General features: G+C 52.1%; 20 protein-coding genes. 4 read left to right on the top strand and 16 right to left on the bottom strand.

The window, feature by feature from the left end:
* Positions 1–34: 34 nt before the first annotated feature.
* Positions 35–817, top strand: coding sequence for an SDR family oxidoreductase (locus tag F3F96_RS03425; protein WP_176961862.1), 783 nt, complete (start codon positions 35–37; stop codon positions 815–817).
* A 3-nt stretch (positions 818–820) separates the two neighbouring features.
* Positions 821–1882, top strand: coding sequence for a chorismate synthase (gene aroC, locus F3F96_RS03420; protein WP_176961861.1), 1062 nt, complete (start codon positions 821–823; stop codon positions 1880–1882).
* Between the two features lie 161 nt (positions 1883–2043).
* Here the strand turns inward: aroC and F3F96_RS03415 are convergent, their stop codons facing one another.
* The 7 genes from F3F96_RS03415 to F3F96_RS03385 form a co-directional block, all read right to left on the bottom strand.
* A complete protein-coding gene (locus tag F3F96_RS03415; RefSeq protein ID WP_176961860.1) occupies positions 2044–3240 on the bottom strand; it encodes an MlaA family lipoprotein in 1197 nt (398 codons plus the stop codon).
* A gap of 73 nt (positions 3241–3313) precedes the next feature.
* Entirely contained in the window at positions 3314–4351 is a 1038-nt protein-coding gene (locus tag F3F96_RS03410; protein WP_176961859.1) for an NADP(H)-dependent aldo-keto reductase, read from the bottom strand.
* Positions 4348–7842 (bottom strand): ABC transporter substrate-binding protein, encoded by a 3495-nt coding sequence (locus tag F3F96_RS03405; RefSeq protein ID WP_176961858.1) that lies wholly within the window; start codon positions 7840–7842, stop codon positions 4348–4350. The genes F3F96_RS03410 and F3F96_RS03405 overlap by 4 nt, the downstream gene beginning before the upstream one ends.
* Positions 7830–8591: an outer membrane protein OmpK gene (locus tag F3F96_RS03400; RefSeq protein ID WP_176961857.1), complete on the bottom strand. Its 762-nt coding sequence runs from the start codon at positions 8589–8591 to the stop codon at positions 7830–7832. Before F3F96_RS03400 ends, F3F96_RS03405 begins: the two co-directional genes overlap by 13 nt.
* The gene (locus F3F96_RS03395) at positions 8575–9150 is read right to left on the bottom strand and encodes a nucleoside deaminase (RefSeq protein ID WP_241697637.1); all 576 of its coding nucleotides are present in this window, start codon (positions 9148–9150) and stop codon (positions 8575–8577) included. The genes F3F96_RS03400 and F3F96_RS03395 overlap by 17 nt, the downstream gene beginning before the upstream one ends.
* Positions 9151–9254: 104 nt before the next feature.
* Complete coding sequence (locus F3F96_RS03390) at positions 9255–9731, bottom strand: FKBP-type peptidyl-prolyl cis-trans isomerase (protein ID WP_176961855.1); 477 nt, start codon at positions 9729–9731, stop codon at positions 9255–9257.
* A 37-nt stretch (positions 9732–9768) separates the two neighbouring features.
* On the bottom strand, positions 9769–9996 hold the full coding sequence (locus F3F96_RS03385; RefSeq protein WP_176961854.1) for a zinc ribbon domain-containing protein: 228 nt from the start codon (positions 9994–9996) through the stop codon (positions 9769–9771).
* Positions 9997–10114: 118 nt separating this feature from the next.
* Between F3F96_RS03385 and F3F96_RS03380 the strand changes: the two genes are divergently transcribed.
* Positions 10115–12229 (top strand): PAS domain-containing sensor histidine kinase, encoded by a 2115-nt coding sequence (locus F3F96_RS03380; RefSeq protein ID WP_241697636.1) that lies wholly within the window; start codon positions 10115–10117, stop codon positions 12227–12229.
* Positions 12230–12235: 6 nt separating this feature from the next.
* On the opposite strand, the gene F3F96_RS03375 is transcribed toward F3F96_RS03380, so the two are convergent.
* The 7 genes from F3F96_RS03375 to F3F96_RS03345 form a co-directional block, all read right to left on the bottom strand.
* Positions 12236–12874, bottom strand: a complete 639-nt coding sequence (locus F3F96_RS03375) for a CDGSH iron-sulfur domain-containing protein (protein WP_176961853.1) — start codon at positions 12872–12874, stop codon at positions 12236–12238.
* Positions 12875–12911: 37 nt separating this feature from the next.
* The gene (locus tag F3F96_RS03370) at positions 12912–13631 is read right to left on the bottom strand and encodes a pirin family protein (protein WP_176961852.1); all 720 of its coding nucleotides are present in this window, start codon (positions 13629–13631) and stop codon (positions 12912–12914) included.
* The gene (locus tag F3F96_RS03365) at positions 13628–14584 is read right to left on the bottom strand and encodes a glutathione S-transferase family protein (RefSeq protein ID WP_176961851.1); all 957 of its coding nucleotides are present in this window, start codon (positions 14582–14584) and stop codon (positions 13628–13630) included. The genes F3F96_RS03370 and F3F96_RS03365 overlap by 4 nt, the downstream gene beginning before the upstream one ends.
* Positions 14584–15657 (bottom strand): alkene reductase, encoded by a 1074-nt coding sequence (locus F3F96_RS03360; protein WP_176961850.1) that lies wholly within the window; start codon positions 15655–15657, stop codon positions 14584–14586. Before F3F96_RS03360 ends, F3F96_RS03365 begins: the two co-directional genes overlap by 1 nt.
* Positions 15654–16268 (bottom strand): nitroreductase family protein, encoded by a 615-nt coding sequence (locus F3F96_RS03355; protein WP_176961849.1) that lies wholly within the window; start codon positions 16266–16268, stop codon positions 15654–15656. Before F3F96_RS03355 ends, F3F96_RS03360 begins: the two co-directional genes overlap by 4 nt.
* A 201-nt stretch (positions 16269–16469) precedes the next feature.
* Positions 16470–17054: a YceI family protein gene (locus F3F96_RS03350; RefSeq protein WP_176961848.1), complete on the bottom strand. Its 585-nt coding sequence runs from the start codon at positions 17052–17054 to the stop codon at positions 16470–16472.
* Between the two features lie 15 nt (positions 17055–17069).
* The gene (locus F3F96_RS03345; RefSeq protein WP_370465491.1) at positions 17070–17618 is read right to left on the bottom strand and encodes a cytochrome b; all 549 of its coding nucleotides are present in this window, start codon (positions 17616–17618) and stop codon (positions 17070–17072) included.
* 118 nt (positions 17619–17736) lie between these two features.
* Between F3F96_RS03345 and F3F96_RS03340 the strand changes: the two genes are divergently transcribed.
* On the top strand, positions 17737–18615 hold the full coding sequence (locus F3F96_RS03340; RefSeq protein WP_176961846.1) for a LysR family transcriptional regulator: 879 nt from the start codon (positions 17737–17739) through the stop codon (positions 18613–18615).
* Between the two features lie 29 nt (positions 18616–18644).
* On the opposite strand, the gene msrA is transcribed toward F3F96_RS03340, so the two are convergent.
* On the bottom strand, positions 18645–19148 hold the full coding sequence (msrA, locus tag F3F96_RS03335; protein WP_176961845.1) for a peptide-methionine (S)-S-oxide reductase MsrA: 504 nt from the start codon (positions 19146–19148) through the stop codon (positions 18645–18647).
* Between the two features lie 22 nt (positions 19149–19170).
* A complete protein-coding gene (locus tag F3F96_RS03330; protein WP_176961844.1) occupies positions 19171–20787 on the bottom strand; it encodes a glutamate synthase-related protein in 1617 nt (538 codons plus the stop codon).
* Between the last annotated feature and the right edge of the window lie 4 nt (positions 20788–20791).

Here is a 20791-nt window from a genome sequence, read left to right as displayed (position 1 = left end):
ATTTCGGCCAATGAAGTGTGAGAGGTAGTTGTTCGTGGGAATTCTTGAAGGTAAAAAAGGTCTGATTCTTGGTGTGGCCAACAATAAATCCATAGCATGGGGTGTGGCCCAGGCCGCCAAACGCGAAGGTGCTACTCTGGGATTTAACTATCTTGGCGAGATGATGGAGAAACGCGTGCGCCCTCTGGCAGAGAGTCTCGATGCCGACATTATTGCACCGATGAACGTATCCGAAGAAGCCAGTATCGACGCCTTTTTCGCGCAGGTGAAAGAGCAGTGGGGCGAGATCGATTTTATTGTGCATTCGATTGCCTTTGCCAACAAAGATGCTTTGCAGAACCGCTTTTCAACCACAACACGTGAAGATTTCCAGCTGGCTCTCGATGTCTCCGCCTACTCATTTATTGCCTGTGCCCAGCGTGCTGCACCGTTGATGAAAGCTGGTGGCAGTATCGTTACCATGACCTACCTGGGCGCTGAACGTGCTGTGCCCGGATATGGTGTCATGGGTGTGGCCAAGGCCGCGCTGGAGGCTTCAACGCGTTATCTGGCACAGGATCTGGGTGTTGACGGCATTCGTGTTAACTCTGTATCAGCAGGCCCTATTCGCACACTGGCTGCATCTGCGGTTGGCGATTTCCGCAAGCTTATGGAGAAGAGCGCACGCGGTGCCATGCTTAAACGCAACGTGACGCAGGATGAGGTGGGTAATACCACAGTCTACCTGCTCTCTGATCTGGCTTCGGGTGTGACCGGTGAGCTGCACTATGTCGATGCCGGGTTCCATATCGGTGCCGGTGATACAGGCGCGGAATAAAAGGTGTCAGGCTCCTCCACCGGTCAGATCTTCCGGGTTACTACTGCAGGCGAATCACACGGGGCGGCACTGGTCGCCATTGTTGAAGGGTGCCCTGCAGGCATCAAGCTTTCAGAAGCTGATATCCAGCCTGATCTGGACCGGCGTAAACCGGGCCAATCCAAATATACCACCCAGCGCCGTGAGGCTGATGAGGTGGAGATTCTCTCCGGCGTATTTGAAGGCACAACCACGGGTTGCCCGATTGCACTGCTGATTCGCAATACCGACCAGCGCAGCAAAGATTACTCCGATATCATGGATAAGTTCCGGCCGGGCCATGCTGATTTTACCTATTTTGAGAAGTATGGTCGACGCGATTATCGTGGCGGTGGCCGCTCATCAGCGCGTGAAACTGCAGTACGTGTGGCGGCAGGTGCAGTGGCCAAGCAGCTTCTGAAACAGTCCGGTATTTCAGTGTTGGGCTGGGTTGACCAGATCGGCCCTGTGCAGGTTGATGCTGCGAACTTTAATGCTGACGAGATAAGCAATAATCCGTTCTTCTGTCCTGATGCCGCTGCGGCAGAGCAGATGGCCACATTTATGGATGCGCTGCGTAAAACGGGTGACTCCATTGGTGCAGGCGTAAGCGTTGAGGCGCATGGTATGATTCCGGGACTTGGCGAACCTGTGTTTGACCGGCTCGATGCCGATATTGCCAAGGCACTAATGAACATCCCGGCAGTTAAGGCTGTAGAGATTGGTGATGGCATGAGCTGCATTGAAGCTAAAGGTTCTGAGTTTGGTGATGCGATTCGTGCCAACGGTTTCCAGAGTAATCATGCCGGCGGCATTCTCGGTGGCATCTCCAATGGTGATACCATTCGTGCCCGCATGGCACTGAAACCGACCTCATCCATTCTCACATCCCGACCAACGATCGATATTCATGGCAATGAAACTGATATTGTCACCAAGGGTCGCCATGATCCATGCGTGGGTATTCGCGCCGTACCGATTGCAGAAGCGATGCTGGCACTGGTGCTGGCTGATCATCTGCTGCGCCATCGCGCCAGCAGGATTTAAACGCAAACCCTTTATTTCGGTTCATCGCAGAACTCTGGGAATCACTTTTTAATAGTGAACTGTAGGATGTTTGGAGATGTTTATAATGGGACTGTTTGTACTCTCATCATCCTGTATTTCTATGGTGCTGAATGAAATTTCCCAGACTTGCTCGATGAAACTTATTTAGAAGGGGCCGGTTCCAGCCAGGCGCTTGCAAGGCCCGGATGCTGTTTGATCTCTTTAAGTTTTGCTCTGGCGTCATTGATGTTAAAATAGTCACTGCTGACCAGCCTGTACCAGACTCTGCCATTGACATCCACACGGTTGATGCGGGCGTTGACGCCCTCTCTGGACAGTCGTCCCTGCTCTGCTGCTGCTCCCACCTCGGATTCAAATGAGATGAGGTTAATCATAAACAGCTGATCCGCTGTAGCTGTTGCCGCCACTTTTTCAGCTTGGGCAGCCGCTTCAACTTCTACAGCCATCAGATCAGATGTGTCTGCTGTGGCCTGCATGGCAGATGTATCGGTTGAGGCACCCTGCATGCTGATGCGGGTTTTCGGTTGTGGATCATCAGGAGCGCTATCAAACTCATCCTCTTCCCAGCCGTCACCACCGCCCTTTTGATCATTGCTGCCCCACTCATCCTCTTCCCACTCCTCATCATCGCTCTGCTGAGGTTTGGGCGGGTTGCCATCGTGGATGTTATATTCACGGTTCTGACGCCACGCTTCACGTGTGAAGATATAGGGATCAAGTGCCAGCTCATCGCGCATATCCGAGGCATCAAGCAGCTGGGCCCGTTTGTCGATATACTTAAGCAGGGTGATTGGAATGGTAACAACAGGGGCCACCACAAGTGATGCCCAGAAGAGCGGATCGGTTGCAGTGGAGGTGATAAAGTCGGGCGCATCACGAACAGAGTTCGGTCCCAGAAGTGGAATAACAAGATAAGCACCCTTATCAACACCCCAGACAGCCAGTGTCTGCCCGAAATCCTCTTCATGCCGATCCAGTCCCATCGGTGTGGCAACATCAACCAGTCCGCCAATGCCGAGCGTCGAGTTAATCAGGAATCGAAACAGGTCCATAAAACCCTGTCCGCCTTTACCCTGCAGGAAATCATTGAGCACAGTATTAAGGTAGGTCGCGTTATCATAAAAGTTGGAAACGGCTGTTCGTGCCGGTTTTGGTACTATGGCGGTATAGCCCTGGGCGACAGGTTTGAGTGTTACCCGGTCAACGCCGTCATTGAACCCGTCGGTGACCCGGTTGACCGGCTGAATCGGATCGTAGCTATTCTGTGCCGTCGCACATGCTGAGAGCAGGGCGGCCAGCAACAGGGCCAGTATCAGATTGACAGGATTTTGATTCATTGCAGCCAATTATGCCCGCTGTTGTGGCAAATGCACGAAAATGGAGATCGGTTGACGGCTCTCTGCACGATGATCAAGGGCAGGGGTTGGGGTATTGCTGGAATACCGTTTCAATATCGGCACAACACTCATCGGATAGTATAACCTCATGGCTGGCAATATTATCAATCAATTGCGCCATAGTGGTCGCTCCGATGATTGTAGAGCTTACAAACGGTTGCTGCCGGATAAATGCCAGAGCCATCTGGGCGGGATTGAGTCCGTGTTTGCGGGCAACCTCAACATAGGCTGCCGTGGCCAGTTTGCCGTAGAGATTTGAGTAGCGGGTATAGTGGCCGAACATGCTCAGACGCCCCTCTTTTGGAGATTCATCGTTCAGGTATTTACCGGAGAGTACACCGAAGGCGAGCGGTGAATAGGCAAGTAGCCCCACTTTTTCGCGGCAGGATATCTCGGCAAGGCCGATTTCAAAAGAGCGATTGAGCAGGTTGTAGGGATTTTGAATCGAAACGATACGCGATAACCCCATCAGTTCAGCGCAGCGAAGGTACTGCATGGCTCCCCACGGTGTCTCATTGGAGATGCCGATGTGGCGCACCTTGCCCGCCTCTACGAGCCCGGAGAGCGCTTCCAGTGTCTCTGCAATGGCAGTGAAGGACTCCTCCTCATGTTTGTAATTGAGTTTGCCGAAGTAGTTGGTGCTGCGTTCCGGCCAGTGGGTCTGGTAGATATCGATATAGTCTGTTTGCAGTCGTTGCAGTGACTCATCGCAGGCGGTGATTATGTTGCTTCGATCCAGTTTGGCTCTACCGCCGCGTATATGCGGGCACCAGGCGGTCGGGCCACACACCTTGGAGGCGAGGATCACCTCACTACGCCGCCCTGTATTCTTGAACCATTCACCGATGATTGTTTCGGTAGCACCATAGCTTTCAGCTTTGGGAGGGATGGCATAGAGCTCTGCGGTATCGAAGAAATTGATGCCGTGATCACGGGCACAGTCCATCTGCGTGAAAGCCTCCTCTCGACTGTTCTGTTCGCCCCAGGTCATGGTGCCCAGCGCGATTTGACTGATTTTGATATCGGTTTGACCAAGTCGATTCTGCTTCATCTTTCCTGTTTACTCTCCAGCATATTGCTCAATGTCTGCTCCAGCAGTTCAACGGAGAAGGGTTTATTGAGGATCGCATAACCTTGCAGTCCACTTTCACGTTCAATCTCCTGTTTCTTATCATAGCCTGTTGCGAAGATGATGGGGATCTCCGGGGCGCTTTGATGGATCGCTTTGGCCAGTTCCAGACCACCCATTTTAGGCATCACGACATCAGTGAGGATAAGATCGATAGCTTTTGGATCTCTATGGTAGATGGCCAGTGCCTGCTCACCATTTTCAGCCGTTATTACATTGTATCCAAGGCTCTCAAGTACTTCGCCGATAATGGTCAGGACGTCCGTTTCATCATCAACCAGAAGAATGGTTTCACCTTCTGAGGCCTTTGATATTACTGTGGTTGTCAGGGCTTGTGCCACATCGCTGCTGATCAGTGGTAGATAGATGTTGAATGTGCATCCTCTGTTAACTTCGCTGCTGACATCAATGATACCATCATGGGACTGGATCGAACCGAAGACCATCGACAGCCCCAGGCCTGTACCCTTGCCGACCGATTTGGTTGTGAAGAAGGGTTCAAAAATAGTGTTGATACTCTCTTCAGGAATGCCATGGCCGTTGTCGGCAACTGAGAGATGCGCATAAGGAATCTCCTCGGCTGATTCATGGCTGGCCAGGAAATCACTATCAGGCCGGTATTCGGTTAGTCGTATGCTAATTGCGGGGTGGCTGACTCCTTCCACGGCATCGCGGGCATTGGTCATCAGATTCAGCAGCACCTGCTGAAGCTGGGTGATATCTGCTGACACCTTCATGTTCGTTTTCATGTCGATATCCAGAGTCAGTTCAACATCCTCAGGGATAGTGACTTTATGCAGGTTAAAGGTCTCTTTCAGAAATGGTGTGAGCAGTACTGTTCGTTTTTCAACGATCCCTTTTTTGGCAAAGGTGAGCAGCTGCTTGATCATCTCAGCAGCTCTGCCGATCAGGTTTTGGGTATTGTCGAGTTTCTCGATGACATTGGGCTGATTTACTACATATTTCTTGGCCAGATAGATGTTGCCGGTAATACCAGCCAGCATATTGTTGAAATCATGGGCAATGCCACCGACGAGCGTGCCGATCGCCTCCATCTTCTGAGCCTGATAAAACTGCGCTTCCAGCTCCTGAATATGTGAAATATCTTCATGTACACCGACATAGTGGGTGATGGTTCCCTCTTCATCGCGAATCGGGGAGAGGGTAAGCATGGCCGGATAGGTGGTACCATCCTTCTTCTTCTCGGTGATTTTACCCTGCCAGGCATCGCCGCGCTGAATGATTTTGCGAATTTCAATGGCCAGGGCTTTATACTCATCAGAGCGGAACAGCTCCGGTGTCTGGCCCATCGCCTCTTCGCTGCTGAAGCCGGTGATGCGGGTAAAGGCTGGATTTACATACTCTATTTCACCCTTGTTGTTGGTGATGGTGACCACCTCACTGGCCTGTTCAATGGCGCTGGAGAGTTTTCTCATCTTCTCCATATAGAGGTTTCTCTCGATAGCGATGGCAGCCAGACGAGCGGCATTGGCGATATCGGATATCTCCTCGGCATCAGGCAGACGCGGATGATCGTAGTACATGGCAAAGGTGCCGAGAACCTCACCATCTGAGCTGAATATCGGCTCAGACCAGCAGGCCCTTAGATTAAAGCCGATCGTGAATTCGGCATAATCGGCCCAGAGCGGGTCGTGTTCAATATCTTCAACAATCACCCGTTTTTTATGGAAGGCTGCGGTGCCGCAAGAACCGACTGAAGGGCCGATCTCAAGGCCATCAATGGCGGCATTGTAGGCATCGGGAAGGCTGGCAACAGATCCGGCTCTCAGGCGATTCTCCTTGATTAGAAGAATGGAGGCTCGCATGCCGGGATAGCGGGACTCATAGATGTTGATGATGCGGGTAAAGATTGTCTCCAGACTCCGGTTGCCTGCGACCATCTCAAGAATAGCTGCAGTAGATAGCTGCAGCGCTTCTGAGCGCTTGCGGTTTGAGATGTCAAAAATACAGCCGTCAATCCATGCCGCATGATCACCCTTATCATGGCCAGGTTGCCCTGATTCAACGACCCATCGCTCCACGCCATCAGCATCGATGATGCGGTATTCTAGGGTATAGGGTGTTCCATTTTTCAGCGCTTTTCGGATGGTTGTGGCTACCAGCTCTTTCTCATCGCTATGGATAAGCGCGCGGTAAGAGCGGTTGCGGTTATGAATAAAGTCGGATGCCGGGTAACCGGTGATGGCTTCGACCTCATCACTAATAAAGTCCATGCTGCACTCACTGTCCGGCATACAGCGGAACACGGCGCCGGGGATGTTGCCCACCAGTGATCTGAATCGTGATTCACTGGCCTCCAGCTTTTCGGTTCGGTTGTGCACCATGCGTCGCAGCAGTGTTGATTGCAGTGCGAAGATCAGCAGCAGAACAATCAGGCTGCCGACAAGCAGATGCCACTGATACTGCTTGAGGAAGTCTGAGAATGTCGGCTCTCGGGTATAGATGAGTTCACTGGCGGAGCTGCGTTGAGAGATGAGCCCTAACATGGCATAGGTGTCGATAATTCTCTGCCAGCGGGAAGGGCTCATATAACCGATCTGTACGACATCCTTCAAGACCATCTCACTGGTTTTTTCGGCTTCAAAATAGAGCTGGCCGGGAGAGAGCTTCTGCGTGTTGTATCTGGCCTGAATCAGTTCAATGGTCTCATCAATATGTTCCAGTGCATAACTCCAGCCCTTCAGGCTGGCCTGAACAAATGCAGCCGTTCGTTCCGGATGTTTCTTAATCTCCTCTTCCGAGGTGAAAAGCACATCACCGTAAAAATCGATGCCGTATTCAATCGGATGCAGGGTGCGAAAGGATACGCCAAGCTCTTGCAGTTGATGGGGTTGATCGGTGATATAGATGCTGAACGCATCGGTATTGCCATCAATGAGGTCATGGATGTTAAAGCTGCTATCCTGTCTGGTGAAATCGTTCCCTGACAGTTTTGCCTTGTTCAGGGCAGCCAGAATCACGGCATCCATATGGCCTGACTGCATCATGATCCGTTTGCCGCGTAGCTCCTCAAAGGTCCTGATACCTGAATCTTCCCGCACAGCCAGAGCCAGTGGTGAGTGCTGAAAGATTGCGGCCAGAGCTTTCACCGGTTTTTGGTTGGAGCGGGCTAGTACAATGCCGGTATCGGTAAGCCCGTAATGACCGGGAGCAGTCAGTACATGGTCTATCGGATTCTTGCCGGGGCCACCTTCGATCAGTGTGACATCCAGCCCTGCCTCACTGTAAAAACCTTTCTCTTTGGCGATGTAGAAACCGGCAAACTGGAATGCGTGTCTCCATTTCAGCTGCAGGCTGATGGCTTCCTCTGCATAGCTGGAGATCGGCAGCAGAAGGAGGCTGCACAGCAGGAGCAGGGTATGACGCATTGGCATGGTTGTTACCATACCCATTTTAGCATGCCTTGTAACGCACTGCTGTTGAGATAACGGTTGCGGTGGTAGTACCACTCCAGCCCAATGAGCAGGTTATCAAAGCCCAGATCAGCCGCTTTGCCCGGATTAAAGAGCAGTTGCGGCTGGCTGTGGATCTCCATGCCGTTGCTATCTGTGCCGTAGAGATCAATAAACCCTTCAAACGAGAGCCATGGGCCCAGTGGCACCATCCAGACAGTGGTACTCTGCCAGGTCATTTTGTTGAGGTTATCCTTACGCAGGTAGCCGTTGATGCTGAGCAGGTTAAAACCGGGAATGGTCAGATCAATGCCGATACCACCCATGTCAGCCCGGAATCCTTCACCATCCCGGTTGATCTGTGCGGCAATGAAAACGTCTTTGAGTATACCAATGCCGAGATTGTTGCCGTTGAGTGCCGATAGACTGATGCGCGGTGCCCACTCACTGTAGATGCGTGAACGGTTTGCGGTCGGATTACCCGCGAAGTCGAGAAAGTCGCCTGATTTCAGATCGATAAAGAAGTAGTGGTCGCCGTAGCTCCAGATGCCGAAATGTTCCAGCGTGAGGGTGGTCATTTTACCATCGGCGGTATTGTTGCCGTAGTAGTTGTCGTGAAAGTTGCTGCCGTAGAGCAGTTGCAGGTTGGTGGTTGAGAAACTCTCGCAGTGTCCTGCGGCAGGTATGCAGATTGCTGCTGAAAAGCAGCATATTAGCGCTCTGACTATCTGCTTAAGCCCGGCGGCCATTGTAGATCGCTCCACTATTTATGGCATACGCTTTTAGCACCGCCGCAGCCTCATCTCTGCAGATGTCCGTCTCTACGCTAATGCCGCGCTCCTCCAGCACCTCTTTCCAGTTCGCCATTTTCGGTCCCTCATCAAAACCGATGGCTCGGGCATCCTCATCACGTGCGCCACAGCTCAGGTGGCGGATGCCGGACCAGGGCAGGGCACCGAAACACATTGCACACGGTTCAGTGCTGGTGACCAGCTCATAGCGGGGGGACTCTTTTGCACCCAGATCAAAGGTTGCCAGTTTTTTCTGGGCGATGCTGATGGCGACCATCTCGGCATGGGCCATGGAGCAGTTGGAGGGTAGAACCAGATTGACGCCAGCTGCGAGCAGCGAGTGCTTCTCCATATCAAAGATTGCAGCGCCAAACGGGCCGCCGGTTTGCTGTTCAATATTTTGACGGGCGAGATTGATGGCCAGCTGCATGCGGCTCTCTGGTTCTGCATATATCTTATCATCGCCTGCCATGAAATCGGAGAGCCAGGCGGGCAGCTCGATAGCGATAGTTGTCATGGGTGAACTCATAACATTAAAGCAGCAAGATCAGTACCAACAGGCTGAAAAGAGCTAATGACTCTCAGTCCTCTCTGATCCGGGTTTGATTGCTGTGATTCGATTCAGTGCACCAGCAGTAGTTCAACTTCAAAAATAAGTGTCTCTCTCGGTCCGATGGCATCACCTGCGCCACGGGCGCCGTAAGCGATATTTTCAGGGATAAAGAGCTGCCATTTAGCACCCTGTTTCATCAGCTGCAGCGCCTCTGTCCAGCCGGGGATGACGCGGTTGGTTTGGAAGATCATCGGATTGTCGCGGCCATATGAGCTATCGAATTCGCGCCCGTCAATGGTGGTGCCGCGATAGTGCACGGTGACATGGTCTTTCAGTGCAGGGGATTTGCCTGTTCCTGCTCTAAGGATCTTATACTGCAGGCCACTGGGCAGGGTGATGACACCATCCTGGGTTGCATTATGCTGCAAAAAGGCAGTGCCCTTGGCTGCATTTTCTGCAGCCAGCTGATGATTGTACGGTTTGGGAGGCTCCGAAGAGCAGCCGATCAGAAGCAGAGTGAGTAGCAGTGCGAATAGTTTTTTCATGGTCAGGGCCTTTTAATGCTTATTTTGGTTGTCGTATTTAGTTAAGTCCGGGGCAACAGCCACCGGAGCCGCAGGCGGGCGCTGGTGAGCAGGGGGCAGTTCCACAGGCTGTTTCCGGTGAGCCGGAGGTGATGGCGTGGGCAGAGATCAGCTTTTTAATGTTGCTGCTGTTGCAGAATTTACATTCAACTGTTTCAGAGCTATTGCGCACCAGCGTTTCAAACTTCTGCTGGCAATCACTGCATCTATATTCATAAATGGGCATAAGCTCTCCTTGCCTCAACCCTACATGTTTGAACAGGGCGGTGAAAAGGATGTTTTTCTATCCTGCGAGCAGGCCTCTCTACCTTGATTAAGGTGTGAATCGGGTCTATAAAGCATGCATGAGTTCTGTCACGGAGAGAGGGTTTGCGTCGATGTTCGATGACAGACGTAAGGTTTTGGCATGGGTGCATCTGGTTTCTGCGCTGGTTCTGCTGCTTTTTATAGGCGTTCACTATCTTGAGCGGTGCTGTTTTGAACTCTCTGCTATCGAGGCCTTCCTGGTATTCCTGGCGCTGTTTAACTGGTTCCAGATTCGTAGAGGTGTAGCGCTTTCTGTTATAGAATATATTCTGATGCTGGGGAACTTTCTGCTTTTCTCTGCGCTGTTTCTTTTTGAGAGTCTTGACGGTACGGGCATCTACTGGGTTGCGGGTTATCCGTTTATTGCCTACTTCATCTATTCGGCCAACAGAGCTAAATACTGGTGCCTGATATATATCATGGGGCTTCTTCTCGGAGCGTTGTTGAGCGCTTTGGCGATCTATGTGCTGCCATACTCAGAGGTTCAGATCTATTGTCTGGCAGCTGTTGTGCTCTCATTTTCGGTGTTGGCACATCTCTATAAATCGCAGATCGAATTTCAACAGCAGCGGCTGGCTGAGAGCAACAGGCTGCTGGAAGCTCAACAGAAGCGACTGCAGGTGATTCTCGATCATTCACCGGCAGGCATCTGGATGGTGGACAATAATAGACGCATTCAGTTTCTCAACAGGGCCTGGGCGCAATGGTTCGGGGTCTCAGAGCAGCAGGCCAGGCAGGCAGAAGATTACAGCACGCTGCTCTCCGATGAGCTCGGACAAAAAGCACTGGAGTCTGACAGGGCATGCCTTGAATCAGATGAGCCTTATCTCTTTAGAGATGAGATCGCCTGTGTGGATGGAGAGCTGAGAGTTTTTGATGTCATTAAGGTGAAGGTGTCCGATAGCAGTGGCGAGCCGCTGGGTGTCGTCGGTTTTGCTATTGATATCACCGATAAACTGAAATCTGAAGAGGAGCAGCGAGAACTGGAGAGGCAGGTTCAGCATTCACAGCGACTGGAGTCGCTCGGCATTATGGCTGGCGGCGTGGCCCACGACTTTAATAATCTGCTGACCGCCATTCAGGGCAGTATCGAGCTGGTCAAAATGGAGGAGAGTCTAAACCCGGCGATGCAGGAGTCGCTTGACTGTATTGATTCTGCAGCCCATGCGGCTACCGATCTGTGCAAACAGATGCTGGCCTACTCCGGCAGAGGGCTGATGAAAACAGAGTCCTTTGACCTTCTTGATATGGTTGGAGGCATGCAATCTCTGCTCGATGTTTCGGTTGGTAAACACATCACGTTGCACAGGCACTCTGATGGATCTGCATATCTGATCAGGGGCGATAAGGGGCAGATCAGTCAGGTGCTACTGAATCTGGTGATCAATGCTGCTGAAGCGATAGGTGATGAAAAACGGGGTGAGATTTCGCTCTCTCTTTCCTGTCATAATCTGAAGGCAGTGAAACAGGATCTGGTCTCTGGTGTTGAGCTGCAAGCGGGCTGTTATGTCGTGGCAACGGTAGAGGACAGTGGTTGTGGTATGGAACCGGAAGTGGTTGAGCATATGTTCGACCCGTTTTTCACCACCAAGTTTACCGGTCGAGGGTTGGGGCTGAGTGCCATCCTCGGTATTTTGCGCGCTCATGCTGCGGGCCTGAATGTGAAGAGCGCTGTCGGTGTCGGCACATCAATAGAGGTCTGGCTGCCCTGTGATTGTGAGGGTGACAGTAGCCTTATGGAAAAAACGGAACCACAGCCACAACCGGTCGCCAAGGGGCGCGTGCTGGTGGTGGATGATGAACAATCTGTAGCTACAGTGGCCAGAAGGATGCTTGAGAAACTTGGTCATGATGTTGTGGTCGCTGAGAGTGGTATGCAGGCTGTTGAGATTTTCTCCCATGATCGGGAGATCGACTGGGTGCTGCTGGATGTGACGATGCCTGAGATGGATGGGGTGGAGTGTCTGCATGCTTTGCGTGAAATTGACCCTGCAATCTATGTTACGATGTCATCGGGTTATGATGCTGAGAGTGCACTGAAACTCACCGACGAGTGTCAGCCGGACGATTTCCTCAGTAAACCCTATACCTTTAACGCACTACGCAAGATGGTTGAGAAGGCTTCGCCGGTGCCCGTTTCTGATGCGTGTTAGCTGGCCTTAATCACTAGTGAAACCGACAGCTGCATGGCTGCCATCGCAATAGGGTTTGCTTTTTGAAGCACCACATCTGCACAGCGCACTTTTAGCACATACCCTTGCCACTTTTCCATCGCTATCACATATGCTGTGCGGGCCAATCAGATAAAGCGGCCCATCTTTCAGGGTTTTGATATCCACACTGCCTGTTTGTGGTTCTTCATCAGGATTAAACGGCTGTACATCACCGGCATCTGAAAATCCGGCTTCGGCGTGGGAACCATCACACCACGGTTTGGTTTTTGAGACACCGCACCTGCAGAGGGTAGCACGCGGAGCCGGTTGTGCTTCGCCATTGATGGTGAAGTCTCCATAAGCTGTCAGTGGTCCATCGGCTTCAACAGTGATGCTGTTTGTTGTTGGTGCAGTTTCTCTGCTGCCACTCTTTCTTTCATAACGAAGGGCTCCGGAAGGGCAGCTCTCAATCAGTCTGGCCAGGGTGTCGGCATCAGCGGCATCAGGATTAATCCATGGCCCCGGTGCATTGGCCTTGAATACATCGGGTAGTCCATGCACACATCTGCCTGCATGGATGCAGCGAGGCGCATCGAAATAGACGGTGATCTCTTTACCTTCATACTTCTGGATTTTATCACTCATATCAAACTCCTCGGCTCAGCTGAGCGTTGGTCAACAATCAGTCGACGAAGGGACCATGCTGATGGATCGGTTCATGGTGTGGCCTGCCAAAGCACCACATCAAGCGCCCACCCTCACTGCTTTGCAAGGCAATCTGCGACGCATCTTCAATAAAGGCTGCCTCACCACTGTTGAGTGATTCGCCATCAATATTGGTCTGCCCCTCCACAGCATAGATGAATCCACGAAAACCGGAAGGCAGGGCGCGCTGCATGGCAGAGTCGCCAGCCATGCGAATCTCCAGATACTCGACATTTGTATGCAGGGAGATGGCACCGGATTCCCCCACGATAGTTCGTATGCTTACCCCGTTCTCAGTGACCTCCGGGATCGCATCGGCCTCTACCTGACTATAGGCGGGATCAATGGATTTCAGTGTTTTGGCAAGATTGATCCATAGCTGGATACCGTGTGCTCGTCCATCGGGAAACTCTGAATGTACCAAACCACGCCCGGCGGTGAATCGTTGCGCACCACCGGCATGAATGGTGCCGACATTACCCAGGTTGTCGGCATGGTTCATGCCACCATCAAACAGATAGGTGATCGCCTCAAACCCGCGATGCGGGTGATCGGGGAAACCGCCACCTGAGATATCAAAATGATCCCAGAGTACAAAGGGATCGAAATTGCGCAGCCCGCCAACCGGCATCAACCGTTTCACCGTCACGCCATCGCCTTCAGGCACCGTGATGGCTGAATGAATAGAGATACTCATGACGTGAACCGGGCTCGGTCGTGCGGTGCGGTGAAATCATCTGCCGGCCCTTTGGGTACAATGCGCGTCGGATTGATTGATTCGTGAGAGTAGTAGTAGTGCGCTTTGATATGGTCAAAATCGACCGTTTCAGCGATACCCGGCTGCTGATAGAGATCACGCAGGTAGTTGGAGAGGTTGGGCATATCAGCGATGCGGTTGCGATTGCATTTGAAATGACCGACATAGACTGCATCAAAGCGGATCAGTGTGGTGAACAGTCGCCAGTCGGCCTCAGTGATCTGGTTGTCAACCAGATATCGCTGTTTCGCCAGTCTGACCTCGATCGTGTCCAGGGCCGCAAAGAGGTTGTCGAACGCCTCTTCATAAGGCTCCTGTTTGGTGGCAAAGCCACATTTGTAGACGCCATTATTGATGCCGGGGTATACAAATGCATTGATCAGATCAATCTCTGAGCGCAGTGCTTCAGGGTAGTAGTCATCGTGATTGCCGGTCAGTCCATTAAAGGCGGCGTTGAAGATGCGGATAATCTCTGCTGATTCATTGCAGACGACGCGCTCCTCTTTTCTGTCCCAGAGAATCGGCACGGTGACCCGCCCTGTATAGTGAGGATCGGCTTTGCCATAGAGCTGATGCGCATGGGTAAAACCGTAGAGCGGTTCTGGTTCTGAAAACTGCCAGCCCTGATCGAGCATGTGCGGCTGTACGACAGTGACCGGAATGATCTCCTCTAAGCCTTTAAGTTTTCTGAATATAAGTGCCCTGTGCGCCCACGGACAGGCCAGCGAAACATAGAGGTGATAGCGATCTGTCTCTGCCTTCAGATCATATTCTCCGGTTGCCTCTGAGGTGGATGGGCAGTGGAATTTCGAAGGGGCACGATGGAACTTGCCATCCTTTGAGGCCCATTTACCATCATCGGCTTCCCATCTGCCATCAATCATCATACCCATTATTCAGCTCCCAGTGTGGGATAGTCTGTATAACCGTGTTCATCACCACCGTAGAAGGTGGCTTGATCCGGCGTATTCAGTGCGGCATCGGTTCTGAACCGCTCAGGTAGATCCGGATTGGCCAGAAACGGTACGCCGAAAGCGATCATATCAGCCCGGTTCTCGGCAATGCTCTGGTTGCCCCGAGTTTTGTCATAACCACCATTGGCGATATAGAGGCCGTCAAAGCGATCACGCAACTGCTGCATATCAAATTCAGGATCGGATTGTCCTGTCATATCCACCTCCACAACATGCAGGTAGGCCAGTCCTAAGCCCGAGAGGCTGCTTGCCACATGATTAAATGTGCTCTGGGGATCGGAGTCGGAGATGTCGTTAAAGGCATTGATCGGAGAGATGCGTACACCAACCTTATGGAAACCGATTTCACTGCCAACTGCGGCAACGATCTGCAGCAGCAGGCGGGTTCGATTCTCCAGTGAACCTCCGTATTGGTCGCTACGGTTGTTGCTGCCATCCCGAATAAACTGATCGATCAGATAGCCGTTGGCGGCATGAATCTCCACACCATCAAATCCGGCCTCTTTGGCACAGGCTGCAGCATGGCGGTACTGCTCGATAATGCCGGGAATCTCTTCGGCAAACAGTGCTCGCGGCTCAACGAAGGTTTGCATGCCCTCATAGGTGACCGCTTGGCCAGCCGGTTTAATGGCGGAAGCAGCAACGGGAAGTTCACCATTGTGGAAGCTGGGGTGGGAGATGCGGCCACAGTGCCAGAGCTGGGCAAAGATAGCACCGCCTTGTTCATGTACGGCATTGGTAACCTGCTTCCAGCCATCGATCTGCTGCTGAGAGTAGATGCCCGGTGTGGCCGGATAGCCGACCCCCTGCTCTGAGATCTGCGTGCCTTCAGTGATAATCAGTCCGGCGCTGCTCCGCTGTGCATAGTATTTTACCATCATCGCATTGGCTAGAGACCCGGGTGCCCTGTTGCGTGTCAGTGGTGCCATCACCATGCGGTTGTTCAGCGTATGACCTGCCAGTGCTATTGGCGATAAAAGATCCTTGTTCATATCTGCTCCTCACTGTTCCAGCTTCTGTTCCATGTGGTGAATGCGATTTCACTGATCGGTTTGCGACTGCGTTCAACGCTTTCAGCGGCCCGGAAGTTCTCATCCAGCGTTTCAATCGCTCCCGGATAACCGACTGCCGTGACACTCATGGCAGTGAAATCATCGGGGATGTTGAATGTGGCTATTGCCGCAGCCGGGTCAAAACCACCCATTGAGTGGGTGATCAGGCCCGTGGAAGTAGCTTGCAGAGCCAGTGACATTATTGCCTGGCCGGTATCGTACTGCCCCCAGCGATTGGGTTTACCATTTTGTGAGAAGTTATTGGCAGCACAGGCCAGAATCAGCACGGGTGCATGTTGTGCCCAGAGCTGGTTCTTCTCTGCCAGTGTGGTCAGCATCTGCTGCCAGCCATTCGGGTCTGTCGATTTATCTGCCACAATAAAACGCCACGGCTCATCACCAAAACAGGATGAGGACCAGCGTGCTGCTTCTATGCAGGAGGCCAGCTTTTCGGTTTCTACTCCCCGATCCTGATCAAAAGCGCGTGGGCTCCAGCGGTTTGCAATGATCGGGTGGATATCACTTTCGATACCTGTTCTGTTTTGGCTCATCAGACTACTCCTTACTCTTCAAAACTGTTCTTGAAACTTTCACCGCAAAGGACGCAAGGTTGCGCAAAGAAAAAGCAATGTTCTATGAACGAGCGGGATCAATGAATGCTTTTGATAGCATGCATACGCATGATGTTTTCACCTTACCGATACCGGAAAATATACTTTGCGAACCTTTGCGCTCTTTACGGTGCATCTGCTTTACTGACGAACACCTTCGATGGAGAAGAAGAGTTCCACATTCTCAGCAACCGGGCCGAGCATGCCGGCTTTGGTCATGTTGTAGTCGGAGAGGTGCAGCGTGGTTGAGCCTTCAAAACCACGACGAAAACCACCCCATGGATCCTTACCGGCACCGATCTGTTTTACATCAAATGAGATCGCTTTGGTGACACCGCGCAGGGTGAAGTTGCCTGTCAGCACTGCTGTGCCGTCACCATTGTCTTTAAAGCTGGTGCTGGTGAATGTGGCTTTCGGGAATTCGGCGACATCGAAGAAGTCTGCACTACGCAGGTGTTTGTCACGCTCAGCGTGGTTGGAGTCGATACTTGCCACGTCAATATCGACCGTAACGCTGTTATTGGCCGGATTGGCCTCATCATAGCTGTATGATCCATTAAATGTGTTGAAGTTACCGATCAGCCAGCTGTAACCCAGATGTTTAACTTTAAACTGGATAAAGGCGTGTTGGCCTTTGATATCGAATGCATAATTTTCAGTGGCCTGTGCAGCGGTGGTAATACCAAGTGCCAGAATCAGTGATGTTAACAGGTGTTTCATTTTCATATGGTTGTTCTCCTTTTAGTTTTTCTTGTTGATGCCAAGCATGCGTAACAGGGTGTTATCTCTGTCAATAAAGTGATGTTTCAGGGCAGCGCCGGCATGGGCTGCAGCCAGTCCAATCACTGCCCAGGCCACATAGAGATGGATCAGGCCGATCAGATCAGCCTGCTCTTTGGTGAATGAGAAGCTGGCAGGTACCGTGAACCATCCGAACAGATCAATACCCACACCTTCAGCAGTTGGAATCAGATAACCGGTGATGGTAATGGCAAAGAGCAGCAGGTAGTGGCTGCGATGCACAAGCAGGGCGATGAACTTCTCCCATGCCTCACCCATTAGCTGTGGACGTGTATTGGTTAAGCGCCAGCCAAAACGGAAGATAAGCAGAAACAGTAGCAGCATACCAATAGCTTTATGGATGTAGGGAGCATCGTGATACCAGTTGTCGTAATAGTTCAGCTCCACCATCCAGAGGCCGAGTGCGAACATGGCGAATATCACCAGTGCCATTGTCCAGTGCATAAGGATAGCAACCAGACCGTATGATGTGGATGAGTTGCGTAACACGGTTTGTTGACCTCCTTCGTTGTTTTGACAGGTGGAATTATTGCGAGTCACATGATTTAAAAAAAGCATAAGAAATTGATAGACTTGATTAATAAATCGAATCGTTTAGTTTTTCATTATGACATTGGAACAGTTGCGCGCTTTATGTGCTGTGGTTGAGAAGGGTGGTTTTCATGCCGCCTCCCAATCTCTTTTTCGTAGCCAGTCGGCTATCAGTATTGCCATCAAGAATCTGGAGCAGGAGCTCTGCATCTCCCTGTTTGACCGCAAAGATTATCGACCGGCTCTAACCCCGCAAGGACAGGTACTCTACGGCAAAGCCAAAAGTATTCTCTCCCGCAGCGAAGATCTCTCCAGTACAGCCCGTCACTTTGCCGAGGGGGAGGAGACCGAGGTATCTATTGCTCTTGGTGCTATCGCCCCGGTTGAAGAGGTGTTGTCGGTGATCAGAGAGGTTTCCGAGTCGGCACCCGCCACACGCATGAGCCTGCAGATTGAGAATATGGGCGGCACGCTGGAGCGGCTGCTGGAGAAGGATGTTGATTTAGCTATAGCAGAGCGTTTCATGCCGATTGCCCATACTGAGGAGGTTCCACTAACCTCAACCGAGATGGTCAGTGTGATCTCTGCCGATTTTCCTTTGGCGATCCGACATCCGGCTATCAGCAAGTCCGACCTGGAGCAGTATGTACAGGTGGTGGTGCGTGATACCAGTCGCAATCAACCTAAACAGACCGCAGGTGTGTTGGAGGGGGCGCATCAGTGGCTGGTGAATGATTTTGATATGAAAAAGCGCATGATTCTCTCCGGTGCGGGCTGGGGTCGAATGCCGCTGCACCGGGTTGCCGAAGAGCTGGCTGATGGACGCCTTTTAGCACTTTCAGGCAAAGAGCTCGATCCCCTAAAGATCGATATTTATTTGTTTAGACGGGCGAACGAACCGATGGGCCCCATCGGCGAACGCCTCTGGCAACTGCTTCAGAAGTGTAGGTATTAGAAAGTTGGGTCAACAGCTTCAGTTCAGCTTTACTGCCGACGTTTTGGCAGTACCCAGTCAGCTCGCGGGTAGTGGCAGCTGTAACCACCAGGATGGAGTAGCAGGTAATCCTGATGCTCAGGCTCTGCCTCCCAGAAGTCACCTGCAGGTTCGACTTCAGTGATGGCCTTGCCAGGCCACAAGCCGCTGGCATCGACATCAGCAATGGTGTCGAGGGCGACCTCTTTCTGTGTCTCATTCAGATAGTAGATGGCCGAGCGATAGGATGAACCCCTGTCGTTGCCCTGACGATTCGGCGTAGTCGGATCGTGAATCTGGAAAAAGAACTCCAGCAGCTTGCGGTATGAGATTGCCTCAGGATCGAAGATAATCTCAATTGCTTCTGCATGCGTGCCGTGATTGCGGTAGGTGGCATGGGCAACATTGCCGCCGCTGTATCCCACACGGGTAGAGTTAACGCCCGGCAGTTTGCGGATCAGATCCTGCATGCCCCAGAAACAGCCACCGGCCAGAATTGCGCGTTCAAGTTCCATGATTTCTCCACTCAATATTCATCTAATTTAAAGGCGAATCGCCACCAAAGTGAACACCCGTGAGGTCGGCAACATCGCGCTTCCATGTGGTGAGATCGTTGATGTTGAAGTCATTCAAAGAGGTATGGCCGCAGGCACGGGCCAGCACCTTCATCAGATCAGTCGAAGCGATGAAGAATCGAGCCAGTCGTTCAGCAGCAATCTCTACTGGCAGGCGTTTGCGCAGCTCCTCTTTCTGGGTGGCGATGCCAACCGGGCAGTTGTTGGTGTTGCATGCCCGCATGGCGATGCAGCCAATAGCCTGAATCGCGGCATTGGAGACGGCGATGCCGTCTGCGCCGAGAGCAAGCGCTTTGGCAAAGTCGGAAGGGGTTCTTAAGCCGCCAGTGACAATCAGGGTGACATCTGAATTCACCTTGGTGTCGAGATGGCGGCGGGCGCGAGCAATCGCAGGCAATGTAGGTACAGAGATGTGGTCGCGGAAGATCAGTGGAGCAGAACCTGTGCCGCCACCACGACCATCGAGGATGATGTAATCCACGCCAATCTCTAAAGCGGCATCAATATCTTTTTCGATGTGTTGGGCAGAGAGTTTATATCCAATCGGAATGCCACCGGTACGTTCGCGCACTTCATCGGCAAAAGCTTTGATATCATCGAGCGAATCCCAATCGGGGAAGCGGGAAGGGGAGACGGCAGTCTGGCCTTCCGGAAGATGACGTACCTCGGCGATTTTACCTTTCACCTTGTCACCGGGAAGATGACCACCAGTACCTGTTTTGGCACCCTGTCCACCTTTGAAATGGAAGGCCTGAACCTTCTCCAGTTTGTCCCACGAGAAACCGAAGCGGGCTGAGGCCAGTTCATAGAAATATTTTGAATTGGCCTGCTGCTCTTCCGGCAACATACCGCCTTCACCGGAACAGATGCCGGTGCCAGCCAGCTCTGCTCCTTTGGCCAGTGCGGTTTTGGCCTCCTCCGAGAGGGAGCCGAAACTCATATCTGAGACAAAGATGGGAATATCCAGTTTTAGCGGTCGTTTGGCGCGTGGTCCAATGACCAGTTCGGTTGAGACAGCGACTTCATCGAGCTGGGGCAGCGTGGCAAGTTGCGCGGTAACAAACTGCAGATCATCCCACATCGGCAGTTCGTTGCGTGGTACTCCCATGGCACCACTTGGGCCGTGTCCGCCTGTTTTGGAGAGGCCAAAGCTGGCCAGATGACGTATAAAAGAGGCGTGCGGCTCTTCGGGAACCGGATGGGTATCCTGAAAGTCACCCTGATAGCTGTTGCGATAGAAGGGTTGCGGGTTGGTTTTCTCCCAAGCTGCGATGGCATCAGCATCGACCCAGATCTGGCCATCCTCAAGCCAGTGGTCGAACTTGTGCAGCTTTTCCGAGTTGTTGTATTCGCTGATGCCGGTATCGAGTCGGTAGTCCCAGTTGTGCAGGCCGCAGATCAGATTGTCACCGGAGACATGACCATCACTCATCAGGGCACCACGATGGGCGCAGCGGCCATAGAGTACACTCACCTCATCATCAAAGCGGATCACCACGAGATCGACATTGGCCACCAGCGCATGTTCAGGCTGTCGATCTTTTAGCTCTTCAAGTTTAAACAGAGCAATTTTATTCATGACT

This window comes from Mariprofundus sp. NF, from assembly GCF_013387455.1.
Lineage (GTDB): Bacteria > Pseudomonadota > Zetaproteobacteria > Mariprofundales > Mariprofundaceae > Mariprofundus.
Note: the sequence above shows the minus strand (reverse complement) of the source record. Positions and strands in the feature narration are given on the sequence as shown.